Origin of the sequence: Coleofasciculus sp. FACHB-1120 (assembly GCF_014698845.1) — a bacterium.
GTDB lineage: Bacteria > Cyanobacteriota > Cyanobacteriia > Cyanobacteriales > FACHB-T130 > FACHB-T130.
The window spans coordinates 22,681-43,393 of record NZ_JACJTV010000011.1; the positions used below are offsets into that span (position 1 = coordinate 22,681).

19 protein-coding genes and 3 pseudogenes are annotated in these 20,713 nt (G+C 46.8%); 6 read left to right on the plus strand and 16 right to left on the minus strand.

The window, feature by feature from the left end; translation table 11 throughout:
* Positions 1-145: 145 nt before the first annotated feature.
* The gene (locus H6H02_RS12615) at positions 146-1,606 is read right to left on the minus strand and encodes a hypothetical protein (protein WP_199329141.1); all 1,461 of its coding nucleotides are present in this window, start codon (positions 1,604-1,606) and stop codon (positions 146-148) included.
* A gap of 260 nt (positions 1,607-1,866) precedes the next feature.
* Between H6H02_RS12615 and rdgB the strand changes: the two genes are divergently transcribed.
* Entirely contained in the window at positions 1,867-2,448 is a 582-nt protein-coding gene (gene rdgB / locus H6H02_RS12620; RefSeq protein ID WP_190818326.1) for an RdgB/HAM1 family non-canonical purine NTP pyrophosphatase, read from the plus strand.
* Positions 2,449-2,574: 126 nt separating this feature from the next.
* Here rdgB and H6H02_RS12625 read toward each other — a convergent pair whose 3' ends face one another.
* The 3 genes from H6H02_RS12625 to thiD all read right to left on the minus strand — a co-directional run bounded on the left by H6H02_RS12625 (position 2,575) and on the right by thiD (position 4,866).
* On the minus strand, positions 2,575-2,913 hold the full coding sequence (locus tag H6H02_RS12625; protein ID WP_190412314.1) for a P-II family nitrogen regulator: 339 nt from the start codon (positions 2,911-2,913) through the stop codon (positions 2,575-2,577).
* A gap of 393 nt (positions 2,914-3,306) precedes the next feature.
* On the minus strand, positions 3,307-3,885 hold the full coding sequence (locus H6H02_RS12630; protein ID WP_242040687.1) for a DUF3450 domain-containing protein: 579 nt from the start codon (positions 3,883-3,885) through the stop codon (positions 3,307-3,309).
* A 153-nt stretch (positions 3,886-4,038) separates the two neighbouring features.
* Positions 4,039-4,866, minus strand: coding sequence for a bifunctional hydroxymethylpyrimidine kinase/phosphomethylpyrimidine kinase (gene thiD, locus H6H02_RS12635; RefSeq protein WP_190818100.1), 828 nt, complete (start codon positions 4,864-4,866; stop codon positions 4,039-4,041).
* Between the two features lie 309 nt (positions 4,867-5,175).
* Here thiD and H6H02_RS12640 point away from each other — a divergent pair, with 309 nt between their 5' ends.
* Entirely contained in the window at positions 5,176-5,379 is a 204-nt protein-coding gene (locus H6H02_RS12640) for a hypothetical protein (protein WP_190818102.1), read from the plus strand.
* A gap of 12 nt (positions 5,380-5,391) precedes the next feature.
* On the opposite strand, the gene ftsZ is transcribed toward H6H02_RS12640, so the two are convergent.
* Positions 5,392-6,666 (minus strand): cell division protein FtsZ, encoded by a 1,275-nt coding sequence (gene ftsZ, locus H6H02_RS12645; RefSeq protein WP_190818329.1) that lies wholly within the window; start codon positions 6,664-6,666, stop codon positions 5,392-5,394.
* 260 nt (positions 6,667-6,926) lie between these two features.
* Positions 6,927-7,799, minus strand: coding sequence for an FtsQ-type POTRA domain-containing protein (locus H6H02_RS12650; RefSeq protein WP_190818104.1), 873 nt, complete (start codon positions 7,797-7,799; stop codon positions 6,927-6,929).
* A gap of 695 nt (positions 7,800-8,494) precedes the next feature.
* Between H6H02_RS12650 and H6H02_RS12655 the strand changes: the two genes are divergently transcribed.
* From H6H02_RS12655 to murD, 3 genes are all read left to right on the plus strand, one after another.
* Positions 8,495-9,832 (plus strand): P-loop NTPase fold protein, encoded by a 1,338-nt coding sequence (locus H6H02_RS12655; protein ID WP_190818106.1) that lies wholly within the window; start codon positions 8,495-8,497, stop codon positions 9,830-9,832.
* 342 nt (positions 9,833-10,174) lie between these two features.
* Positions 10,175-12,325, plus strand: coding sequence for a glycine--tRNA ligase subunit beta (gene glyS / locus H6H02_RS12660; protein WP_190818108.1), 2,151 nt, complete (start codon positions 10,175-10,177; stop codon positions 12,323-12,325).
* A gap of 213 nt (positions 12,326-12,538) precedes the next feature.
* Entirely contained in the window at positions 12,539-13,906 is a 1,368-nt protein-coding gene (gene murD, locus H6H02_RS12665) for a UDP-N-acetylmuramoyl-L-alanine--D-glutamate ligase (RefSeq protein WP_190818110.1), read from the plus strand.
* Between the two features lie 174 nt (positions 13,907-14,080).
* Here murD and H6H02_RS12670 read toward each other — a convergent pair.
* From H6H02_RS12670 to H6H02_RS26655, 4 genes and pseudogenes are all read right to left on the minus strand, one after another.
* Positions 14,081-14,335 (minus strand): annotated as a pseudogene (locus tag H6H02_RS12670) (DUF1830 domain-containing protein); the annotation flags it as partial.
* 43 nt (positions 14,336-14,378) lie between these two features.
* Positions 14,379-14,786 (minus strand): pentapeptide repeat-containing protein, encoded by a 408-nt coding sequence (locus H6H02_RS12675; protein WP_190818114.1) that lies wholly within the window; start codon positions 14,784-14,786, stop codon positions 14,379-14,381.
* Between the two features lie 206 nt (positions 14,787-14,992).
* Positions 14,993-15,283, minus strand: coding sequence for a hypothetical protein (locus H6H02_RS12680; RefSeq protein ID WP_190818116.1), 291 nt, complete (start codon positions 15,281-15,283; stop codon positions 14,993-14,995).
* 371 nt (positions 15,284-15,654) lie between these two features.
* On the minus strand, positions 15,655-15,990 hold the full coding sequence (locus tag H6H02_RS26655) for a response regulator transcription factor (protein ID WP_199329142.1): 336 nt from the start codon (positions 15,988-15,990) through the stop codon (positions 15,655-15,657).
* A gap of 2 nt (positions 15,991-15,992) precedes the next feature.
* Between H6H02_RS26655 and H6H02_RS26660 the strand changes: the two genes are divergently transcribed.
* On the plus strand, positions 15,993-16,196 hold the full coding sequence (locus H6H02_RS26660) for a hypothetical protein (RefSeq protein WP_199329143.1): 204 nt from the start codon (positions 15,993-15,995) through the stop codon (positions 16,194-16,196).
* A 247-nt stretch (positions 16,197-16,443) separates the two neighbouring features.
* Here the strand turns inward: H6H02_RS26660 and H6H02_RS12690 are convergent, their stop codons facing one another.
* The 6 genes and pseudogenes from H6H02_RS12690 to H6H02_RS12715 form a co-directional block, all read right to left on the minus strand.
* On the minus strand, positions 16,444-17,127 hold the full coding sequence (locus H6H02_RS12690) for a response regulator transcription factor (protein WP_190818120.1): 684 nt from the start codon (positions 17,125-17,127) through the stop codon (positions 16,444-16,446).
* Between the two features lie 136 nt (positions 17,128-17,263).
* Positions 17,264-17,593 (minus strand): annotated as a pseudogene (locus tag H6H02_RS12695) (hypothetical protein); the annotation flags it as partial.
* Between the two features lie 66 nt (positions 17,594-17,659).
* Positions 17,660-17,914 (minus strand): annotated as a pseudogene (locus H6H02_RS12700) (DUF1830 domain-containing protein); the annotation flags it as partial.
* A gap of 115 nt (positions 17,915-18,029) precedes the next feature.
* Positions 18,030-18,347 carry a hypothetical protein gene (locus H6H02_RS12705; protein WP_190818126.1) on the minus strand — a complete coding sequence of 106 codons (318 nt, stop codon included), beginning with the start codon at positions 18,345-18,347 and terminating at the stop codon, positions 18,030-18,032.
* Positions 18,348-18,748: 401 nt separating this feature from the next.
* Positions 18,749-19,339: a response regulator transcription factor gene (locus H6H02_RS12710; RefSeq protein ID WP_190818128.1), complete on the minus strand. Its 591-nt coding sequence runs from the start codon at positions 19,337-19,339 to the stop codon at positions 18,749-18,751.
* 259 nt (positions 19,340-19,598) lie between these two features.
* Positions 19,599-20,669, minus strand: coding sequence for a M20/M25/M40 family metallo-hydrolase (locus tag H6H02_RS12715; protein WP_190818130.1), 1,071 nt, complete (start codon positions 20,667-20,669; stop codon positions 19,599-19,601).
* Between the last annotated feature and the right edge of the window lie 44 nt (positions 20,670-20,713).

Sequence of the window (20,713 nt, forward strand, 5' to 3'; positions counted from 1 at the left end):
GGAGATTTTTAGCGATCGCTAAAAAGCAATCCCTGTATTATTCAGTTGTTTCACTTGCAAAGTATCAGCAAATAGGAAAGCAGCTCCAATCTGGGGCTGCTTTCCCTATTTGCTAAGAATGAGAGTATCCAGATTCTGCCCGATTTTATCTTTGGGCGCTGCTGGCAAGCCGATTCCAGTCTTGGATCACCTTCTCTAAAGGTGCAGGCAAACTCTCTTGATTAATATCGGTGTAGCGAACTGTACCTTTGCGGCTGCTAAGGGTGTAGGTGATGTGATCGGCAGCACCGCTAGGCGCTGGGTAGCTTAGGTTCTTAAATTGGGCAAATTGCTGCCGTTCTAGCATTTGCTGAAACTGTCGGACCTGTTGCACAGGAATGCGGAGAACGCTACGCTCGGAGTCATTGGCATCACCGATGCGAACCCGCATCAAGCTTCCATCATTCAGTAAAACAGTTTCGTAGGTTCTGCCAGTAAAACCACCACTTTCGATCGCTCGAAACACGACATTTTTATCTAAGGATGGCGGTAGTTCGCTAGTCGGGATTGGCGTCGGCTTGAGGATGCCAGCATCGCTTAGTTTACTTGCTGCTTGATTGAACTTAACAATGGAACCATCGCTGTTAGTGTGATAAACCAACAGTTGTAGCTTGTTTTGTACAGTCACCTGCCAACCAGGTATTGCATTAGTAAGACAACTCTCGTTAATACCGCCCAAACCGAGACAGCTATCCCAATTGTACTGTTGAGCCTGAATGATGCTGAGTTCGGTAGTGGGCAGTTTGAACTGCCCGGAAGCTTCCCTTAAGACTGCATCCCTAACGGAGTTCGGCAAACTCGCTAGTTGATCCACCTTCACTACAGAACCAGTTGCATTCGTGCGATAGACCAAGCGTTTTCCACTTCCTTCTACCGTCACCTGCCAGCCGTCTACAGTCGCTGGCGCACACAAAATATCAGGTGCGTAAATACCTAAACAAGCATCAGGCCAAGTTTTCTTTTCCGCCTGCACGAGGCGAATCTTGTCAGGTGTCACCTCTAACTGCTCTGCGGCAATCGGTAAAATGGCACTGGTAACGGCTTTGGGAAGGTCTTTTGGGATGCTACTGACAGGAGTATCCGAATTTTGTAAGCGTACAACTTGCCCTGTAGAATTGGTACGATAAACCCAAGTTTTGCGACCGTTAGACACAACAACGCGCCAACCGGGAACTAATGCTTGGGTACAAAATTCACCCGATTTCGGAAGTCCCAAACAGCCATCTTTCCAAGTTTCCTGACTAAATTCAGTAATTTTGAGCTTTCCCGGAGCGATGCCAGTTTGACGCGACAAATCTTGACGAACAGTGTTAGCAATCCGAGGCGGTAAGCGATTAGCTTGTTTACGGTCAAGATTTTGCCCAACTTTCTGGTCTTTAAGTCTAACCAGTCTGGTGATAGACTCAGAAAGTGTAGCTGGGGCAGCAAATGCGGTTTGTAATAGTGTCAGACCTGCGCCCAAAGACAAGATACCAGTTAGAACTAGAGCGGCAAAAATCCGCTCAGATTGGTGAACTGTTTCACTGGGATTTACGGGTTTGGAGTGATTTTTGAAAATCCGTCTCATAGAAACCTCAATAGATTTGTTTTTGTAAGTGGAGAGCGTGTTTGTTCAGACGAGCGGCACTCCAATGCTCGTCCAATGCGAATCGCACATAAGAAGCTTGACGCTGCTATCGGGCGAGTTGGTTCCGCTGTTTAGCTCACCTGAATGGGTGATTTTTTACAAGTTTCAGAAGGCGATCGCAAACTAACCTCTTCACTTGTGCAAAAACAGGTTTCTATGATCGTGTATACGTGTATTTATTTCAGCAAGGAGCGATCGCCATGACTGTGTTGGTAGTAGCTACAGGAAATCCAGGCAAGCTGCGAGAGATGCAGACCTATTTAAGTGGATTTGGCTGGGAATTGACCCTGAAGCCAGCGGAACTGGAAATTGAGGAGTCAGGTGACACCTTCATGGCTAACGCTTGTCTGAAGGCATCCCAGGTGGCACAGGCGACTGGAGAGTGGGCGATCGCAGATGATTCTGGATTGGAAGTAGACGCCTTAGAGGGGGCACCCGGTATTTATTCCGCGCGTTACGGCAAAACCGACCCCGATCGAATTGAACGCCTGTTGAATGAACTTGGCAACGAACTGAATCGGGAAGCCCAATTTGTGTGCGCGATCGCGATCGCACGTCCCGATGGTGCGATCGCCCTGCAAGCCGAAGGAGTTTGTCGCGGCGAAATTCTCCACTCCCCTCGCGGTACAGGTGGATTCGGCTACGATCCGATTTTTTACGTTCCTAAAGAGCAAATGACCTTTGCGGAAATGACTCCTGAGTTGAAGCGCCAGTGGAGCCATCGAGGTCAAGCCTTCAAAATTCTTTTACCCCAGCTACAGACATTAAAGACTGAGGATTGAGTGCAGAAGTTAGAAATCCAGTGACCAGAAATCAGAATTTTGCGATCGCCAAAAATTCTGATTTCTGAATTTCTAATTACTCGTAACTTCTAACCCAGTCCTCAGACCTCAGTTCTCAGTCCTGACTTAGACGGCTTCCAGATTCTTTTCCCCCGTCCGAATTCGGATGACCTGCTCTACCGGGCTGACAAAAATCTTACCATCCCCGATTTCACCCGTTCGGGCAGCGGCAATGATTTTCTCAATCACCATGTCAACCTGGCTATCTTCAACAACGATCTCTACTTTAAGTTTTTGCAGAAACTCAACCGTGTACTCGGAACCGCGATAACGTTCGGTTTGACCTTTCTGCCGTCCAAATCCTCGGACTTCAGAAACGGTCATTCCCACAATTCCCGCATTGACTAGCGCAATTTTCACTTCGTCGAGTTTAAAAGGCCGGATAATCGCTTCAACTTTTTTCAAGCTTCTAACTCCTCAGTTCGTTCTGGATTTGATCTGTACAATCAATTTGTACAACCAAAGGTACTCGTAAAGCGGCGGCTATGTTTTATCACTGCTTAAACAAAGATTTTTGTATTATATGATACATACTTCTTCACTCCCACCACAGGCATGAATTGTACCAACCCTAGCCAACCCTAACGAAGGGGTTTATCGTGGATATCGCTGACTCGTCAACCTGACAGACGTGACTAGCCAGTTGAAGATGTAGGGGTTTGGAAATAATCTCCCCCATCTGTATCAAGGCAGTCGTTCCAGGCGAATGCACCCGGTTCTTACGATTTCCCGCTCCGATTCCTAGCAGAGTCTAATCCTTCAGCCGTTAACTGACAAGACAACTGGCTTAACGACTACTCAACGACTATTATTCAACAGCGGACGCACAATCAAAAAGCCAGTGCCAAACGCTGTCGCCACAATTAAAGAGATGACAACGATTAACCACCAGCCACTCACATCTGGGGAACGCTCTGGCTGAGTTGGGCGACGATACCGACCCTCTTCCTGTTCGATTACTAAGCTTTCTGAAAATTCGGTTAGGAGTGCTGGTTCACCTTTGAGAGGAGGAGGCTGCGGAGGACGCCGCTTGGGTGTTGAGGCGCTTGGTGCAGTCCGTATTTCCGGTTCAATGGCGGGAGGGGGAGCTTCAACTCGACCCCCAGAGGAAAATGAAGTAACCAGCTGTTGGGCGTGCAAAGCTGACTGAACAACTTTTTCAATTTCCTGTCGCAGCTGTTGATTTTCTTTGGCTAACTGCTGATTTTGGGAATTCAAAGAGTCCAGCATCGCTTGTGCTGCTTGTAGCTCTGCCGAGAGTTCTTTGTAAACCGAAATTGGTACCGAAGGACGGTAGGTATTCATCGGGCTTTGGGGAGTCTGCTCGGAAATATAAGCATTTTGCATCGGGGAGCGGGTCGAAGGATTAGACATCATGGATTTAGTTTAAGTTCTGTACGGCAACAATAATGGAAAGTGAGGCGGCTTTGACAGCCATTTTTTAACAAATTTACTATTTAATCAACTAGCAATGTGCCCCAATCGATCTTTATGATGTCAATGCTACAACCTTTTAATTCTCCGATTGTTTTAATTCTCCGATTGTAGGAGAGGAAAAAAGTGTCCCACGGGTCCCTGACCCTGACCAATGGCTAAAGCGTATTTTAGAGCAGTGGTGACATAATCTTTTGCTTTTTGAACCGCAGACCACCGATCTTTGCCCAAGGCTAGATTAGCAGCGATCGCGCTACTGAGCGTACACCCTGTACCGTGAGTGTTTGTCGTCTCTACGGTAGCGGTTTTTAAGGTTTCCAGATGCTGCCCATCAAACCAGATATCGATGCCGCGTAGATTTCCCTCCATCCCGCCTCCTTTCACTAATACCGCTGCACCACCTCCCAAACGATAAATCCGTTGGGCAGCAGCCCGCATATCATCCAATGTATGAATTGCTAACCCGCTCAATAATTGAGCTTCGTAGCGGTTGGGGGTCACAATTGCTGCTTTGGGGATTAAGACATCCCGCAATGTTGCCACGGCGTCATTGTCAATCAGTTGGGCACCCGTGCGCGATACCATGACCGGATCGACGACTAAGTTCTCCAGTTTGAAAGCTTCCACAGCTTGCGCGACAGCCGTAATAATCTCCCGATTCAGCAACATCCCCGTTTTAGCTGCTTGGACACCAATATCTGTCACCACAGCCTCAATCTGGGCGACAATTGCTGCTGTCGGTAAAGCATCCACCCGTGTGACTCCCAGCGTATTTTGCGCTGTCACGCAGGTAATGGCACTGGTGCCATGAACGCAGTGAAAGGAGAATGTCCTTAAATCAGCTTGAATGCCAGCACCGCCGCCGCTATCAGAACCGGCAATCGTTAGAGCAACAGGTACGCTTGATGGGTTTACAACGGTCATAAGATAAGGTTAATTGGGAATTAGTTTATACCAGCAAGCTAAGGACGACTAACAATTATGATTACTCTAAATTTTCGATAAAACTAAGCTGAATTGACTTAAATAATTAGATTTTACAAATCATTGCACTTTGGGTGCCGATCGATTTCCCATGAGCCGATTCAGTGGCAAATGATGGCGGTGCTGCCCTTCAGGAGCGGGTAGAACCGGGTGATGTACCCAAAGACAATAGATGATCAATCAATCAGGGGACAATATACGATGAGCCGCGATGAGCCGCACTGATTTCCAGTTTAGGAGGGGAAATTAGTGCGGCATGAGAGCGTAGATGTAGCGATCGCTCCCGTAATCAGTCAAGTCTTCCCACTGCTGGGACAGGTAATCATTGGCTTCGGGACTTCTACCGAAGCCGATCCGCTTTCTGGAAGTTTAGAAGAATTTTGCACCCTGCGAACCAATGCGAAGTTGCCCAGGTATCCATTAAAAATTAAAAAGGAGGCATTCCATTTTTAATTTTTAATTCTTCTAGCGTTGCGGACGCCGTCTTTGGAGAAATTCCGGAATATCCAATCCTCCACCTTGTTGCGGTCTAGGCTCAAACGTGGGGGTAGAAGGCGGAACGGGTGACGGTGCGGGTCGCGGTGGCTGTTTGGTGGTGCGCGTTTCTCTCGCCGCCGGTGTGGACTGAGTTTCTCCGCTAAATCCAGTCGCAATGACGGTAATTCTTACCTCACCTTGCATCCGATCGTCAATCACTGCCCCGAAAATGATGTTCGCATTCGGATCAACCACTTCATAGATTGTTTCGGCTGCGGCATTCACCTCGTGCAGCGTCAGGTCGCTACCGCCGGTAATGTTAAAGACGACACCTCTGGCTCCTTCAATCGAAGACTCTAGCAAAGGTGAGGAAATTGCGGCGACGGCGGCTTCTCTAGCTCTCGATTTCCCAGAACCCACGCCAATCCCCATCATTGCCGATCCCGCATCTGCCATCACGGCTCGGACATCGGCAAAGTCCACATTGACCAGTCCGGGAATCGTAATAATATCCGATATCCCTTGAACACCTTGACGCAGGATATCATCGGCGACACGAAAGGCATCTTGAACTGGCATGGTTTCTGGAATCACTGCCAGTAGCTTATCGTTGGGGATGACGATCAGCGTATCTACCCGACCCTGCAAAGCGGCAATGCCTTCATCTGCTTGAGAAGTGCGACGGCGTCCCTCAAAGGTAAACGGACGGGTGACAACGCCTACTGTTAAAGCTCCCATTTCTTTGGCAACTTCTGCCACAATCGGTGCTGCACCCGTACCCGTCCCGCCTCCCATCCCAGCGGTAATGAATACGAGGTCAGTGTTTTCTAAGGCATGAGCGATCTCGTCACGCGATTCTTCCGCTGCCTTTTGACCAATGGCAGGATTGCCCCCAGCACCTAACCCTCGCGTTAACTTCTGTCCCATTTGCAAGCGTTTAGCAGCCGAGGAGTGAGACAAAGACTGGGCATCGGTATTGATTGACCAAAACTCTACGCCACTGACATCACTGGCAATCATGCGGTTCACCGCATTGCCCCCGCCCCCACCAACACCAATCACTTTAATTTTGGCGACGCTACCTAGCACGATGTTGTCACTCCTAGATTCTTCCCTGGGTGTTCCGTTAGCATCGTGATTATGGCCTAAATGTAACACGGTGTTATTAAAAGGATTCGCACCGTCCACTGCGGGTGAACGACCTGCGTTCCCTGAGGTATTTGAGTTTTGGTGGGCAAGCCCTGGTTTACTATTGAGCGTCATTGCAATAGAAAGGGTCAATAAACAACTTTTTAGTTTAGGTAGCGATATGAGTCAACTATAGGGTAAGTTGACCCTTAAAACCAATGAGAGTCATAGTGCATTGACGTTCTTGAAGCGGTCTGGAGTCAACTGTCTGAAGACTGATCCTGCTAAAAGATAAAAGATGTTAGCCAAGTGAAGCTCTGTTTGCAGGATGTGAGGATGAATTGAGTCGAGAAGACGCTTTCTGCCTGAAGCCAGAGCTAGCATTCTTTCTAAGCTTATAAAGGTTTGGTTTTTTGGGGAGGGTTGCCTTTTTTCATTTGAATTGCTGGGGCATCGGGGTTTTTGAGATCAATATAGGCAATCTCGCTGCTGGAAAAATGGGCTGGCAAATCTCTCATTCGATCGAGGACGGTGAGCTGATAGGTAAACCGAGAAGTGTAAGCCCCAAAATGTACCCATCCTTGCTCGGTTTTTAGAATTAAATTGGCTGGATTTTGCCAATCAATCTCAAACACTTTGACTGGACTACGGCTGACGGCTTGGTAAAGTGCCGACCAGTAGGGGCGATATTCATCCCGGTAGCCAATGATTTTTAAGGTCGGCAAGGGGCTGGTGCGCTCCAGATCGGTGTAGCTGTCTAAAGGCATCCAGACGCCTTGTTCGTCTAACAACCCCATCAAGATAGGCTGCGATCGCGTTTTACTATTTGAGGGTTTTTGGCGGGAAGTAGCAGTCTGGCGCGTCTGCGTGCGGAGGGCGATCGCAACTGGCTGTCGTTCCTTGACTTGTACGGTTAGTCCTGGGGGCAACATTTGCCGGGTAACGATGGCTTCCTTGATCGCAGGTTGTAATTCCAACTCTTCGGCGATGAGTTGCGGCTGGAGCCGCAGCAAATACTGAGGGTAAGAGAGGGGCAGCAGTGACCGAATCGCTGTGATTGATAGCGTTTTATTACCTTCAATGGCAATTTGCTCGGGCTTGCGGATCACCCAGGCGGGTAAAGTCGTTACCCAAACTAACCCACCTGCTAAACCAGTGGCGAACACCACTCGCCACATTGCTTGAAAAGATTTTACCCGTCGCTGGCGACGTAATTTTTGACGCCGTTGGCTCAATTCGGTTTGTGATACTGATGCGATGCTTGTCATCCTAACTTCTCAATCGGGAGTTTTTGGTGCTTGAGATAGGCTGCACTCAACACAACTTGATGTTGGTTCGCCGTAAGTTTAGGCGCGTCCCTCTTTCACTTAAACGTCACTTAAAGGGAGTGCTTGGGAGTTCCTACTATCCTTGCCTGACGGGGATATCACACCACGCTTACCAATCCGCTGACCGGGGGGAAAGTCATCATTGGTTCGCTCGGCTGGTTCGCTCGGCAATTTCATCTAACAAGGCGTTGACAGAATTTTTTTCGCTTTTGAGTACGGCTCATCAGGAACTGTAGCGGGAAATTCTAACGTCTAAATATTAACGTGACCAGACCATGATGAACTCTGTTTAGACTACAGAAAAAGAAATTAAAATCGGGGATCGCTCTTCGCCGCCAAAATCTTGGCTTTTTCCATCGCTTTGCGGCTTGAAAGTCACCACGATACGACCTAAATCGAAGAGCATCTAAGACTCAAGCTGAGGGCGATCGCGTTTTAGCTGCAAACCAAGTAGCCGGTGGTTAGACGACTCAGGGCGAAGCATTCCTCTCAAGTTCCCTCAACTCTACCAGGATGGATCTATCTGAGTGCAAGAGGGGTGCGCCCCTCCAGCCCGACCAGGGTCGCTATAGCGGAAGCTGTCTAGCAGTACAAAAATCAGTACAGGGATTGATCTGCATACTCAAGAGGTCGGCATGAAATTGGATTTGGAGAGATTCTATAAGGCTTGTAACCCTGCGAAGACCCTAATCTTCTCTAGGGCGGAAGATCGTCCCTACTATATCGATTTCTCATCGGTGCGAGGTGGCAAAATCATTGAGGCAGTAGGGCGAACCATTGCCCGGATTTCACCCGACGATCCCACCAGCCAGCTATTTACCGGACACATCGGCTGTGGGAAATCTACAGAGCTATTTCGCTTGAAAGCTGAGTTAGAACGGCAGCAATTTCATGTGGTTTATTTCGAGTCCAGTCAAGAATTAGACATGGCGAATATCGATATCAGCGATATTTTGCTTGCGATCGCGCGTCAAGTCAGTGAAAGCCTGGAAGAAATTCAGATTCGACTCAAACCGAGTTACTTTTCTAATCTTTTCAACGAGATCAAAGACATCTTGCAGACTCCGATTGATGTCTCCGCTGAAGCCCAATTGTCGGTCGGGATTGGCAAAATTACTGCCAAAACCAAAGATAGTCCTAAGCTTCGGGATCAGTTGCGGCAGTACCTAGAACCCCGCACCGAAGGCTTTTTAAAAGCGATCAATGAAGAAATCCTGAAACGGGCGAACGAAGAACTCAAGCGACGCGGTCAAAAAGGCTTGGTGGTGATTATCGATAACCTGGATCGGGTCGATCCTCGAACCATGCCTTCGGGAGGCACTCTGCCAGAATACCTGTTTATCGACCGGGGCGCACAGTTACGTCGCTTGAGTTGCCATGTCGTTTACACGATCCCCTTATCCTTAATTTTCTCCAACGATTACGAAGCTTTGAAGAATCGTTTGGGGGGTGGGGTTGCTCCCAAAGTGTTGCCAATGGTGCCGGTGCGAAACCGAGATGGTCGGGATTGCGAGGCAGGAATGACGTTGCTGCGAAAGATGGTGATGGTACGAGCCTTCCCAGAAGCGAACGAACAGCAGCACCTGGAGCTAATGACCAAGGTTTTTGATGCGTCTGAAACGCTGGATCGGTTGTGCCGGGTCAGTGGTGGTCATGTGCGGAACTTACTGGGATTGCTTTACAGCTGTCTTCAGCAAGAAGATCCACCGTTCTCCCGTGCTTGTTTGGAGAATGTGATCAAAGAATACCGCGATGATTTGGCGCTGGCGATTGACGAAGAGGAGTGGGATTTGTTGTTTCGGGTGGTGCAGCAGCAAAATGTGAAGGGCGATAAAGAATATCAGACGCTGCTCAGAAGTATGTTTGTCTTTGAATATCGGGATGAGAATGGGCGCTGGTTTGGGCTGAATCCGGCTTTGATGGAGACGCCAAAATTCAAGTCTTTAGTGGCTCTTCACCCCTTAGAAGCGTGATGCATCTTGGATTTGGTCAGGATCGCGCTCCGATTGTTTTGCGTAGGAGCATGGCAGGGGCATCGCAATGCCATGCCCCTACAGAATGTGAATGAGTGAATGAGTGTAAGTTGATTTAATCCACGTTCCTTATCGGAGAGATCGACTTAATCTGGGTATGGAGGAGGCGATCGCTTCCGATCCTTGATTTCCAGTAGGGGCTTTTCGATTGCCGTGCCCCTACTCGGCATCGTTTGACATGGAGGTTTGACATGGAGCCTGTCTGGATTCGCAGCGCGGTAAACTGTTTAAACTAACTGGTAACAGTCCGTCCAGCCCCTGAATAATTAAAGACAGTGCGCTATGAGTACATTTTTATTAGAAGTCGGTACAGAAGAATTACCTGCAAGCTTTGTGAATGATGCGATCGCGCAATGGCGATCGCGCATTCCTGCCAGTCTCGCCGAAAATAGCTTGGCTCATGAGGCGATTGAAGTTTATGCCACACCCAGACGCCTCGCAGTGCTGATAAAAGGGTTGCCCACTCAGCAACCGGATCGAGAAGAAGAAGTCAAAGGGCCACCCGCACAGGCGGCGTTTAAAGATGGGCAACCAACAAAAGCGGCAGAAGGGTTTGCGCGGAAGCTCGGTGTAGAACTCAAAGCTTTAGAAATTCGCCCCACCGATAAAGGTGATTTTGTCTTTGTCCGCCAAACTATCCCCGGACGCCCAACGGCTGAAATTCTCACTCAGTTGGTTTCCCAGTGGATTTTTGGATTAGAAGGCAAGCGGTTGATGCGCTGGGGGGATGGGGACATCAAGTTTCCGCGACCGATTGAGTGGTTGGTGGCTTTATTAAATGATGCCGTACTGCCGATAGAGTTAGTCAATGGTTCCGAGACGATTAAGAGCGATCGCATTACACGCGCTCATCGGGTTTTGCATCCCGAATCTGTGACGATTTCTCAGGCAGATGATTATGTCGATTCTCTGCGTTCTGCTTCGGTGGAAGTGAATCCAGAATCGCGTCAAACCAAAATTCAAGAGCAAGTCCAGGCTGCGGCTCAAAAGATGGATGGTTACACCGAAATCTATCCAGATTTGCTGCAAGAAGTCACTCATTTAGTGGAGTTTCCCACAGCAGTTGTCGGAAAATTTGATTCTGAGTTCTTGAGCCTCCCGACTGAAGTGATTACCACGGTCATGGTAACTCACCAGCGTTATTTTCCGGTTTTTAAAGCTGAACAATATAAAGAGTTACTTCCCTATTTCATCACAATATCTAATGGCGATCCGGCGAAGTCAGATATCATTGCCGAAGGGAATGCACGAGTGATTCGGGCACGATTAGCGGATGGTCAGTATTTTTATAAAGCTGACTTGTCTCAATCTTTAGAGAACTATTTACCCCAACTGGAAAAAGTAACCTTTCAAGAATCTTTAGGGTCAGTTCGTGAAAAAGTTGAGCGGTTGGTTAAAATTGCTGGTCACATTAACGAGCAACTGCAATTAGGCGGAGATGAAAGGGACAATATCGAACGAGCTACCTTGTTATGTAAAGCGGATCTCGTGACTCAAATGGTGGGAGAATTCCCGGAATTGCAAGGCATCATGGGACAGAAATATGCCTTGGCAAGTGGCGAACCGGAGGCTGTGGCAACCGCAATTATTGAGCATTATTTGCCGCGAGGTGCAGGAGATTCTTTACCCCAAACGATAACGGGGCAAGTTGTCGCTTTAGCAGATAGGTTGGATACTTTGGTCAGTATCTTTGGGTTGGGAATGCTGCCTACAGGTTCTTCCGATCCCTTTGCGTTACGACGCGCGGCAAATGCAGTGATTAATATCACTTGGGCAGCAGATTTACCGATTAATTTGCATCAATTGCTGCAAAAAATTGTTGCTGATTTTGTTGCTAAGTATCCTAAGACAAAATCGGAGGAATTAGTGCGGCAATTGCAGGAATTCTTCTTGCAACGCATCCGCAATCTACTCCAAGATGAGCGAAATACTGATTATGACTTGGTGAATGCAGTTCTAGGAGAAAACGATCCGGAGTATACAGAACGAGCGTTAAAAGATTTATTGGATGTACGCGATCGCGCTTTATTCCTCCAGACAATTCGCAATAATGGCAAGCTGAATGAAATCTACGAAACGGTCAACCGTTCGACTCGTTTAGCTGCCCAAGGCGATTTAGATAAAGCTCAGTTGGAACCAGAGACGGTGGTGAGTCCAGAACTATTTCAGAAAGCATCAGAGCAAGCTTTTTATGATGCTTTAGTGCAAATAGTTCCGCAAACTCAAGCATCTCAAGAACAGAGAAATTATCAACTATTAGTGGATGGTTTGGCGCAGATTGCTCCGACTGTTAGCACTTTCTTTGATGGTGCTGAAAGTGTTTTGGTAATGGATGCCGATCCCAATATCAAGCGCAATCGGTTGAATATCCTGGGTTTGCTCCGGAATCATGCCCGTGTGTTGGCTGATTTTGGCGCGATTGTGAAGAGTTAGTCGGAAGTTAAGGGGTTTAATTCGGGGGAGTAAGTAGAAATTAGGAAGAAAAAAACCGCGAAGGCGCACTAGCGGAGCCATGCGCGTTAGCGCTATAGGGCGCGAAGGAAGAATCAGGAAGGAGGCTATTGGTGGGAAATGAGTTTTTAAATACCGTTATCGCGATATGATACAGGATTGCTAAACTAGGGACTTTGCACTGCCATTGAGTTTATGCCCATCGCTCATATTATCGGTTTAGGAAAATCGGGAATTGCCGCTGCACGGTTGTTAAAACGGGACGGTTGGGCGGTGACGATTAGCGATCGCAACTCGTCGGAAAATCTCCGCCAAGAACAACAACAGCTTGCCACTGAAGGCATTGACGTGAAGTTGGGCTATTCCTTGGAACTCAACGGTTCCGATTTACCCCAGATGATTGTCGTCAGTCCCGGCGTTCCTTGGGATGCACCGATATTAATAGAAGCGAGGAAGCTGGGTATCGAGACAATTGGAGAAATAGAACTCGCGTGGCGACATCTCCAATCTTGTCCTTGGCTAGGCATTACTGGCACTAACGGCAAAACTACCACGACAGCTTTAGTTGCTGCGATTTTTCAAGCGGCTGGTTTCCATGCTCCCGCCTGCGGCAATATCGGCTATGCTGCTGGGGAACTGGCGTTGGCGGAAAAGCCCCCAGATTGGGTAATTGCAGAACTTAGCAGCTATCAAATCGAGTCCTCTGCTACAGTTGCTCCGAAAATCGGGGTTTGGACAACCTTCACTCCGGATCACCTCAGCCGTCATAAAACCCTAGAAAATTACTACAACATTAAGGCACAGCTACTGAGTCAGTCTCAGCAGCAAGTGTTGAATGGAGACGATCCCGAACTGCGAAAGACTGCACGCGATCGCTTTCCCAATGCTTACTGGACAAGTGTGAGGAAAGCCAATCTGATTGGCGAGAAGGGTTTTTACATCGAAGATGGTTGGGTTGTCGAGACGCAAAATTCGGCATCTCTACAAGGTGAAAAGATTGTCCAAGCATCGGTGTTGCGGATGGTAGGAGAACACAATCTGCAAAATCTGCTGATGGCGGTAGCAGCGGCGAGACTGGCGGGAATTGAGAAAGAGGCGATCCAAGAAGCGATCGCGAACTTCCCCGGCGTTCCCCATCGATTGGAACACATCCGCACGCTGGTGGGAATTGACTTCATCAACGACAGCAAAGCCACCAACTACGACGCCGCCCAAGTTGGTTTAGCTTCCGTCACAAGTCCGGCAATTTTAATTGCCGGTGGTGAAGCCAAAGCGGGGGATGACACCAGTTGGTTAGAGACGATTCAAGCCAAAGCCGCCGCTGTATTACTCATCGGTGACTCCGCATCTGCTTTTGCCCAGCGACTCGAACACGTTGGCTATTCCAGTTACGAAATTGTGGAAACAATGGAGAAAGCTGTTCCCAGAGCGGCTGAATTAGCTCAAGCTCATGGCGCTAAAGTTGTCTTACTTTCCCCTGCCTGTGCCAGTTTTGATCAATACCAAAACTTTGAGCAACGGGGCGATGATTTCCGACAACTTTGCCTAGCGTTGCGGCAATGATCCGGAAACATCCTACTTCTGTAGAGCCGAAGCATTGGCATAAATAAATTATCTTTTGTGAGGAATAATTTCACGCCCGAATGCTTCGCCACTACAATTAAATTTACAAAACAAAGTGTTTTTGGGTCACGCTTTGATAAATTCCTGTACTGCTTAGATCAGTTGAGGTGCCAATTCTTTAACGCGCAGATGATCGCAGGGGATTTTATCCAATAGAATTGTTGCGCTCATCATGCCTGTATGAATTTCTAACTGAGCATAGGGCAAGGCTTCAAACAAAAGACGTTCTTTTGGAAAAACAACGCGCTCAAAGTACCAATCTGAGATATTTATAATCCTTGCAATCTGAATTTGGTTAGTGGAATTAATATAACAGCAGAGAATTCTATCGGAACAATTAGGAGGGAGAGAATCAAGTATCTGAGTCATAACTGTACTGCTTCCAATCTTAGAAGAATCAATTCGGATTTGTCTAGGTAAAACTTAAGAAATCAAGTTTTGAGTTAATTAGGTAAAAACTCTCATCAGGCATTTTTACCCCAGCTAAATTTGCGCCGTTCAGGTCTACACTATTTAAAATGGCTCCCTGCAAATTAGCTCCAGTCAAGTTAGCTCGATTTAGTTTCGCCCCCCTTAAATTGGCATTACAGAGATTAGCTTGATTCAAATGTGCCCGACTCAAATCTGAGAAAGTTAAGTCAGCCCCACTTAGGTTTGCCTCACTTAAGTTCGCCCCCATTAAGTTAGCTCCAATCAGGATAGCTTCACTCAAATCTGCCGCACGCAGGTTAACTCCTTTCAGGTTTACCCCGATCAACTTAGCTCGGTAAAAATTCCTTTTTCCGGCTGAATATTGCCTGAGAAGCTCATCAACATACATAATACTTAACCCACTTATAAATTGCGCCAACAAAGATACTTGGAAAACACAACACTACTCAGTTTGTCGTTTAAAATCGCAGCAAAACCAGCTCTGATTTTTCCAACTTTCAGTAGGCAGTTATGATTTACTGCTCTAGCAATTTATTTACAGGAAACGGGTTAAAAAAGGAGTTCATAGAGTAAAATCTTGGCTTAGGTGAACCCTTATTTTTTATCAAGATTAAACTGATAAATAGTCATTTTGTTGTATTCATCTTGCATGAATTCATGCAGTATCCAAAACCATTTATCCTGAGATGACCTTCCTCCACAACATTCTGAAACAAGTTTAAATGCATCTCTCATTGATACCAGAAACCCATAGTAGTCGATGTTTCCTTCTTTTAGACAATTTTCTCGCCAATAGCCCGTAAGAGCATTTAAAGTGGCTTCATCAAGCAGATAAATGTCTTGTTTTTGACTTACATTATATTTCTCGACAGTATCTTTTATCATAAATAAACCTCTTTGAAGAATCTCCGAATATTAACCGATGAAAATAACCTGAAGAAGCAGCAACGCAGGTAATTTTTGAGTTGTAGCTTGTTCGTTCAACCTTAGTTGCCTGACCTACTTTCGCTCTGTCATAGTTGTAACTTTCGCTTAACTTTGACAAGGATGTTTAGATTTGGCATTTCTTGGTAGCAATAGCTACAAAACCAGTAAATTTTTCCCAAACCGGCATGGCGAACTAAGGGCTGGGAACAGCAAGGACACGAAGGCATATTTCTTTTTTATTCAAACGCTTGATCTGCAACTTAACGTCTAATAGTGAAGAAGTCGGGAAGAAGCTAAGTTAGATTTAATCAGCGTCATAATTCTTCATTTCAGGGGAGGTTTTCTTGGAGGCGATAACCCACGCCATAAACGGTTTCAATCAAATCAGCGGGTGCGCCTACTGCTTGTAGTTTCCGCCGTAAATGCTTAATGTGAGCCTTGATGGTCTCTTCATGAGGCATTTCTTCAGGCTGCCAAAGGCGTTGAAGAATCTCATCTCGCCTCAATATGCAGCGACCCTGTTTCAGGAATAGTTCTAGTAAGCAATACTCTTTCGCAGTTAAATTTAGAGGTTGAGCGGCATAGGTAGCTTCAAAGGTAGCTGGATTGAAGTGTAAGTCTCCCCAGCTCAACACCGGCTGCAAAGCCGAACCCTCTGAGCACATTAATGTCTTGGCAGAAGCCAATAGCCTTGTCAGTTTTTCTCGCTCTTGCCTTAGTTTGCTTAGGCTATTTTGTTGAGTTTTCAGGAGCTTGGTTTGCTCAGTTAGCGCTTTTTGTTGTTTTTCATACTTCTGTTGAGATGAAAGCCGGTTTTTTTGGCTCCTTATCCTGGCTTTTTGTTGTCTTTCACTGTTTTTTGATTGATTAAGAGAGTTATCTGTATCGCTAGTATGTGTGAAATTCATTTGTTTTAGGTGTAAACAAAAGCTACACGAGCAGAGTAAAAATTGCGTTACAGGTAGAAGATTTATAGCTGTAACGAGCTTCGATTTTTAAACCTATCTTTGACGTTAGAGCCAAAAAGTGAACATCTGGGGTTGGGGTGAGACTCAATGGATGGTCTGGAGGACTTGCCTATCCGATGAAGCGATCGCCCTCGTTTCACTGAACGCTACTTAAACCGAAGACTCTTGTTTCAAGCGATAGCCCAAACCATAAACAGTTTCAATCAAATCAGTCGGGGCACCAATCGCTTGCAGTTTCTGCCGTAGACGCTTGATGTGGGTTTTGATTGTCTCTTCTTGTGGGATTTCTTCAGCCGGCCAAAGGCGGTCGAGAATCGCACTCCGACTCCACACCCGGCGACCATTTCGCACGAATAGCTCGATTAAGCGATACTCTTTTGCCGTCAACTCCAGAACATGACCGCCATAGGTGACTTCACAGGTAATCGTGTTACAGCACAAGCCTTCCCAGTTAAGGATGGGCGGTACCGTCAAACTACCCCGGCGCAGTAAAGCACGGATGCGAGCGAGTAACTCTTGCTGATCATAGGGGTAAACAACATAATCATCTGCGCCTGCATCTAATACCATTACCTTCTGAGCAGCGCTATCCTGAGTCGCCACGATGAGGACAGGGGTGCGATCGCCCATGCACCGCAATTGTCGGCAAAAGTCGATACCGTTCAACTTCGGCAAGCACAAATTCAAGATAATCAAGTCGTAGGGAAAGGTTTGCGATTGCTCCCATCCGACTTGACCCTCAGGATAAAAATCAACGACATAATTTTGGTCAACAAGCGCTTGGTATAGGGTTGTAGCAAGGTATTGCTCATCTTCCACTAGCAGAATTCTCATAGGAGCTTCACTGAAAAAGTGAAAAACTAGGGAAAAGTTGGGTGTTTTCCTAGAGTACCACCAAGAAGCTTAATAAAGCATTGCCCTTTAGCATAGGATACAGAAAACGTCAACTATTTTGGGGCAATGCCAGCCGTTATTGCCCGAAATTGCTGCCAGCAGATTGTGAGGAGGTGGATGGCTCAGATTCTAGGCGATCGCTCTCCAATAGTCGAGTTGTCGCGTTCGCAAGCGCATGGTTGCTACGCAACACATCGGGGGTCATGAGACCTTTTAAAGGGACGGGTACGGTGAAAAGCAGGGGTAAGCCGGGTTGAGCGGATTTTTTAAAAGCGTCTAGCAGTGGCAAGTGTTCGGTGTCCCCAACGACCGCTAGAAAGTCGCCTTTATCGGTGGGTGGAGTGATGGGCAAACTAGGGGGAAGTTTCTGGCAGCCTGAAGTGTAGCAACCATAGCCCACCATTTCCGCCAACTTTGCCTTGAGTTACTTTAGCAATTAGAACTGTAGCAATTAGACAAGCTCAGCCGCCAATTCTTTAATAGATAGCTGATTGCAAGGGATTGTATCCGATAGACTTGCATCAAATATCATGCCCGTATGAATTTCTAGCTGAGCATTCGGTAACGCTTCAAAGAAAAAACGTTCTTTTGGAAAAACAATCCGTTCAAAGTACCAATTTGGGATATTCGCAATCCGAGCAATCTGAATTTGGCTGGTGGAATTGATATAACAACAGAGAATTCTATCAGAAGAATTTGAAGGAAGAGAATCAAGTATCTGAGTCATAACTATCCTACTTTTTTAAGCTGATGATTCATAAATCTGGTTTTGCCGAAAACTCATACCAATTAAGTTGCTAATTTATAAAGCAGGTAATCGGTAATCGGTAATGTTTTTTTCTTTACAGGATAGGGGTAATGCGAAAAGGCTGTCGGCTGTAATCCTTCCTTAACTGGGTGCTTATCCCATCAAGATTAAACTGCTCAACAATCATTTTGTTGTACTCATCTTGCATAAATTCATGCAGCATCCAAAACCATCTATCCCGATATGGCGTTCCTTCAGTACATTTTGAACTCAGTTTGTAGGCATCTCTCATGGATACAAGGAACCCATATTTATCCATGTTTTCTTCTTTTATACATTTTCTCTTCCAATAGCTTGTAAGAGCATTTAAAGTAGCTTCGTCAAGCAAAAAAACTTCTTCTCTTCGACTCATATTTTATTTTCCAACATAATTTGTTGACCTGAATAAACTGCTTTGTCAAACCTTTGAAGATTAACCAAATAGATAAATGAAGAAGTACCACCGCAGATAATTTCTTGCTTCTAATTGTTCTCTCAACGTGGGTTGCTTAAACTTCTTCGCCTCTGACGGTCTAGTTGTAACCCAGGCTTAGCTTTGACTAGGGTTATTAAATTTGACATTTCCTGGTAGCAATAACTACAAAACCAGTAAATTTTACCTAACCCGGCATGGCGGACTAAGGAGCGGGAACAGCAAGGAGAAAAAGGCATCTTTATTTCCTCTTCTAAGTCTTGAGCTGCAACTTAACGCCCAAAAGTGAAAAAGTCGGGAAGAATTAAAGTTAAATTTAATTAGCGCAATAACTCTTAATCTCAGGATGGATTATTTTTGAGGCGATAACCTACGCCATAAACGGTTTCAATCAAATCAACGGGAGCGCCTGATGCTTGCAGTTTCCAGCGTAAATGCTTGATGTGAGCCTTGACTGTCTCTTCTTGAGGCGTCTCTTCAGGCTGCCAAAGGCGTTCGAGAATTTCATCTCGCGTCAATATGCAGCGACCCTTTTGCAGGAACAGTTCTAATAAGCGACACTCTTTGGCGGTTAAATCCAGAGGTTGAGAGGCATAGGTGGCTTCAAAGGTAGCCGGATTAAAGCACAAGGAACCCCACTCTAATACCGATAGCCAGGTTGAAGTTGTTTGATACATTAACGGCTGGGTACGAGGTGCTAGGTGAGGTGCTGGGTTTTGCCGTTTTTGTAGCTCTTGTTGTCGTGCTATTCGGTAATTTTGTTGGATTTTTCTTAAATCTTCTCGCATTGATGCGGTTCTTAACCGCATTCTCAGAGATTCTTGGCGCATAGCTACGGCTTTTTGTCTCATTTCCAGAGCTTGTTGCTGTATTTCGCTGTAATATAATTCCGGCGGAAAAGGCTTTTTCTTGCTCAATTTCTTAGCGTTCATTTGTTTTAGATACAAATCAAACTTTGACTAGCTGAGGGTAGAGCTGGATTAGATTTAGAAGATTTATGATCGATTGGGTAAGGGTTTTCGCAAGACATTGCTCTTCTTGCACTCGCCGAATTCTCACCAGGAGCTTGACTTGAAAAGTGAAAAACTAGGGAAAAAGTTGGGTATTCCCCTAGAGTACCACTTGCAAGTCATTAAAATATTGCTTCTTGCATAAAATCCAAGAAATGTCAATATCAGGCAATATCAGCCGTTATTGCCCGAAATTGCTGCCAGACGATGGAGAAGAGGTGGATGGTTCAGATTCCAGGCGATCGCGTCCCTCTAACAGTCGAGTTGTCGCGATCGCAACGATCCGGGCGGCTCCTTGGAAGAACGGTCGATCCAGATTCGTCGGTGTATCGCTGGGCTGATGATAGTGGGGAGTCCGCAGATTCGCTGTATCGGTCAACAGCACTGCACCTACTCCCCGATACCAGAACGGCGCATGATCGCTACGCAACACATCGGGGGTCATGAGACCTTTTAAAGGGACGGGTAGGGTAAGAACCAGGGGTAAGCCGGGTTGAGTGGACTTTTTAAAAGCGTCTAGCAGCGGCAAGTGTTCGGTGTCCCCGACGACCGCCAGAAAGTCGCCTTTATCGCTGGGTGGAGTGATGGGCAAACCAGGGGGAACTTTCTGGCAACCTGGGGTGTAGCAAGCATAGCCCACCATATCCATGACGATGACGCCGCGCAGGTTACTTAAATTCGTCTGCTTTGCGGCAAAGGCAAGACTGCCCCGCAGTCCCAATTCCTCTTGGTCAAAGAATGCCAATTGTAACGTCCGGGGAGTGGGGCGGGAACCGAAAAGACGGGCCATTTCCAGAATTACGGCAACGCCACTGGCATTGTCATCAGCACCAGGAGAACCCGGAACGGTGTCGTAATGGGCGGCGATGAGAACGGTTCCGGCGTTCTTGTCTGTGCCTTTGCGAGTCGCAACGACGTTGACGCCGCCCTCGAAAGGTTGTAGTTTGGGCGACCAGCCTGATTTTTTGAGGGATTGGGTGAGATATTTGCGAGTGCGATCGCGTTCTATCTGGGTGTAGCGCTGAAAGTTTAAGGCGTTGACGTGCCCCATCAGCCGCTTTGGGTCTACATTCGGTGCGTTGAGAGGTTTTTCAGACGCCGCTGCTACGTCAAAATGCTGTACTGGAGGTGCTGGAGTGCTTTCGACCCGGCTTTCGATGACTGGCTGCGATCGCTGCTGAAAGAATTCATGGCTGCTGACGACGACTGCGATCGCGACCAGTGCTAACACCGAGACTATCCATTTCCTCATGTTTCTACCTAAAATTACCGTTTGTTTATCGCCGCCCCCTTCCA

Bases quoted from the DNA above. Each gene is read 5' to 3' on its own strand.
- H6H02_RS12615 (WP_199329141.1), bottom strand. From the start codon at position 1,606: ATGAGACGGATTTTCAAAAATCACTCCAAACCCGTAAATCCCAGTGAA.
- rdgB (WP_190818326.1), top strand. From the start codon at position 1,867: ATGACTGTGTTGGTAGTAGCTACAGGAAATCCAGGCAAGCTGCGAGAG.
- H6H02_RS12630 (WP_242040687.1), bottom strand. From the start codon at position 3,885: ATGATGTCTAATCCTTCGACCCGCTCCCCGATGCAAAATGCTTATATT.
- thiD (WP_190818100.1), bottom strand. From the start codon at position 4,866: ATGACCGTTGTAAACCCATCAAGCGTACCTGTTGCTCTAACGATTGCC.
- ftsZ (WP_190818329.1), bottom strand. From the start codon at position 6,666: ATGACGCTCAATAGTAAACCAGGGCTTGCCCACCAAAACTCAAATACC.
- H6H02_RS12650 (WP_190818104.1), bottom strand. From the start codon at position 7,799: ATGACAAGCATCGCATCAGTATCACAAACCGAATTGAGCCAACGGCGT.
- H6H02_RS12655 (WP_190818106.1), top strand. From the start codon at position 8,495: ATGAAATTGGATTTGGAGAGATTCTATAAGGCTTGTAACCCTGCGAAG.
- glyS (WP_190818108.1), top strand. From the start codon at position 10,175: ATGAGTACATTTTTATTAGAAGTCGGTACAGAAGAATTACCTGCAAGC.
- murD (WP_190818110.1), top strand. From the start codon at position 12,539: ATGCCCATCGCTCATATTATCGGTTTAGGAAAATCGGGAATTGCCGCT.
- H6H02_RS12675 (WP_190818114.1), bottom strand. From the start codon at position 14,786: ATGTATGTTGATGAGCTTCTCAGGCAATATTCAGCCGGAAAAAGGAAT.
- H6H02_RS12680 (WP_190818116.1), bottom strand. From the start codon at position 15,283: ATGATAAAAGATACTGTCGAGAAATATAATGTAAGTCAAAAACAAGAC.
- H6H02_RS26655 (WP_199329142.1), bottom strand. From the start codon at position 15,990: ATGTGCTCAGAGGGTTCGGCTTTGCAGCCGGTGTTGAGCTGGGGAGAC.
- H6H02_RS26660 (WP_199329143.1), top strand. From the start codon at position 15,993: ATGTCTTGGCAGAAGCCAATAGCCTTGTCAGTTTTTCTCGCTCTTGCC.
- H6H02_RS12690 (WP_190818120.1), bottom strand. From the start codon at position 17,127: ATGAGAATTCTGCTAGTGGAAGATGAGCAATACCTTGCTACAACCCTA.
- H6H02_RS12705 (WP_190818126.1), bottom strand. From the start codon at position 18,347: ATGAGTCGAAGAGAAGAAGTTTTTTTGCTTGACGAAGCTACTTTAAAT.
- H6H02_RS12710 (WP_190818128.1), bottom strand. From the start codon at position 19,339: ATGAACGCTAAGAAATTGAGCAAGAAAAAGCCTTTTCCGCCGGAATTA.
- H6H02_RS12715 (WP_190818130.1), bottom strand. From the start codon at position 20,669: ATGAGGAAATGGATAGTCTCGGTGTTAGCACTGGTCGCGATCGCAGTC.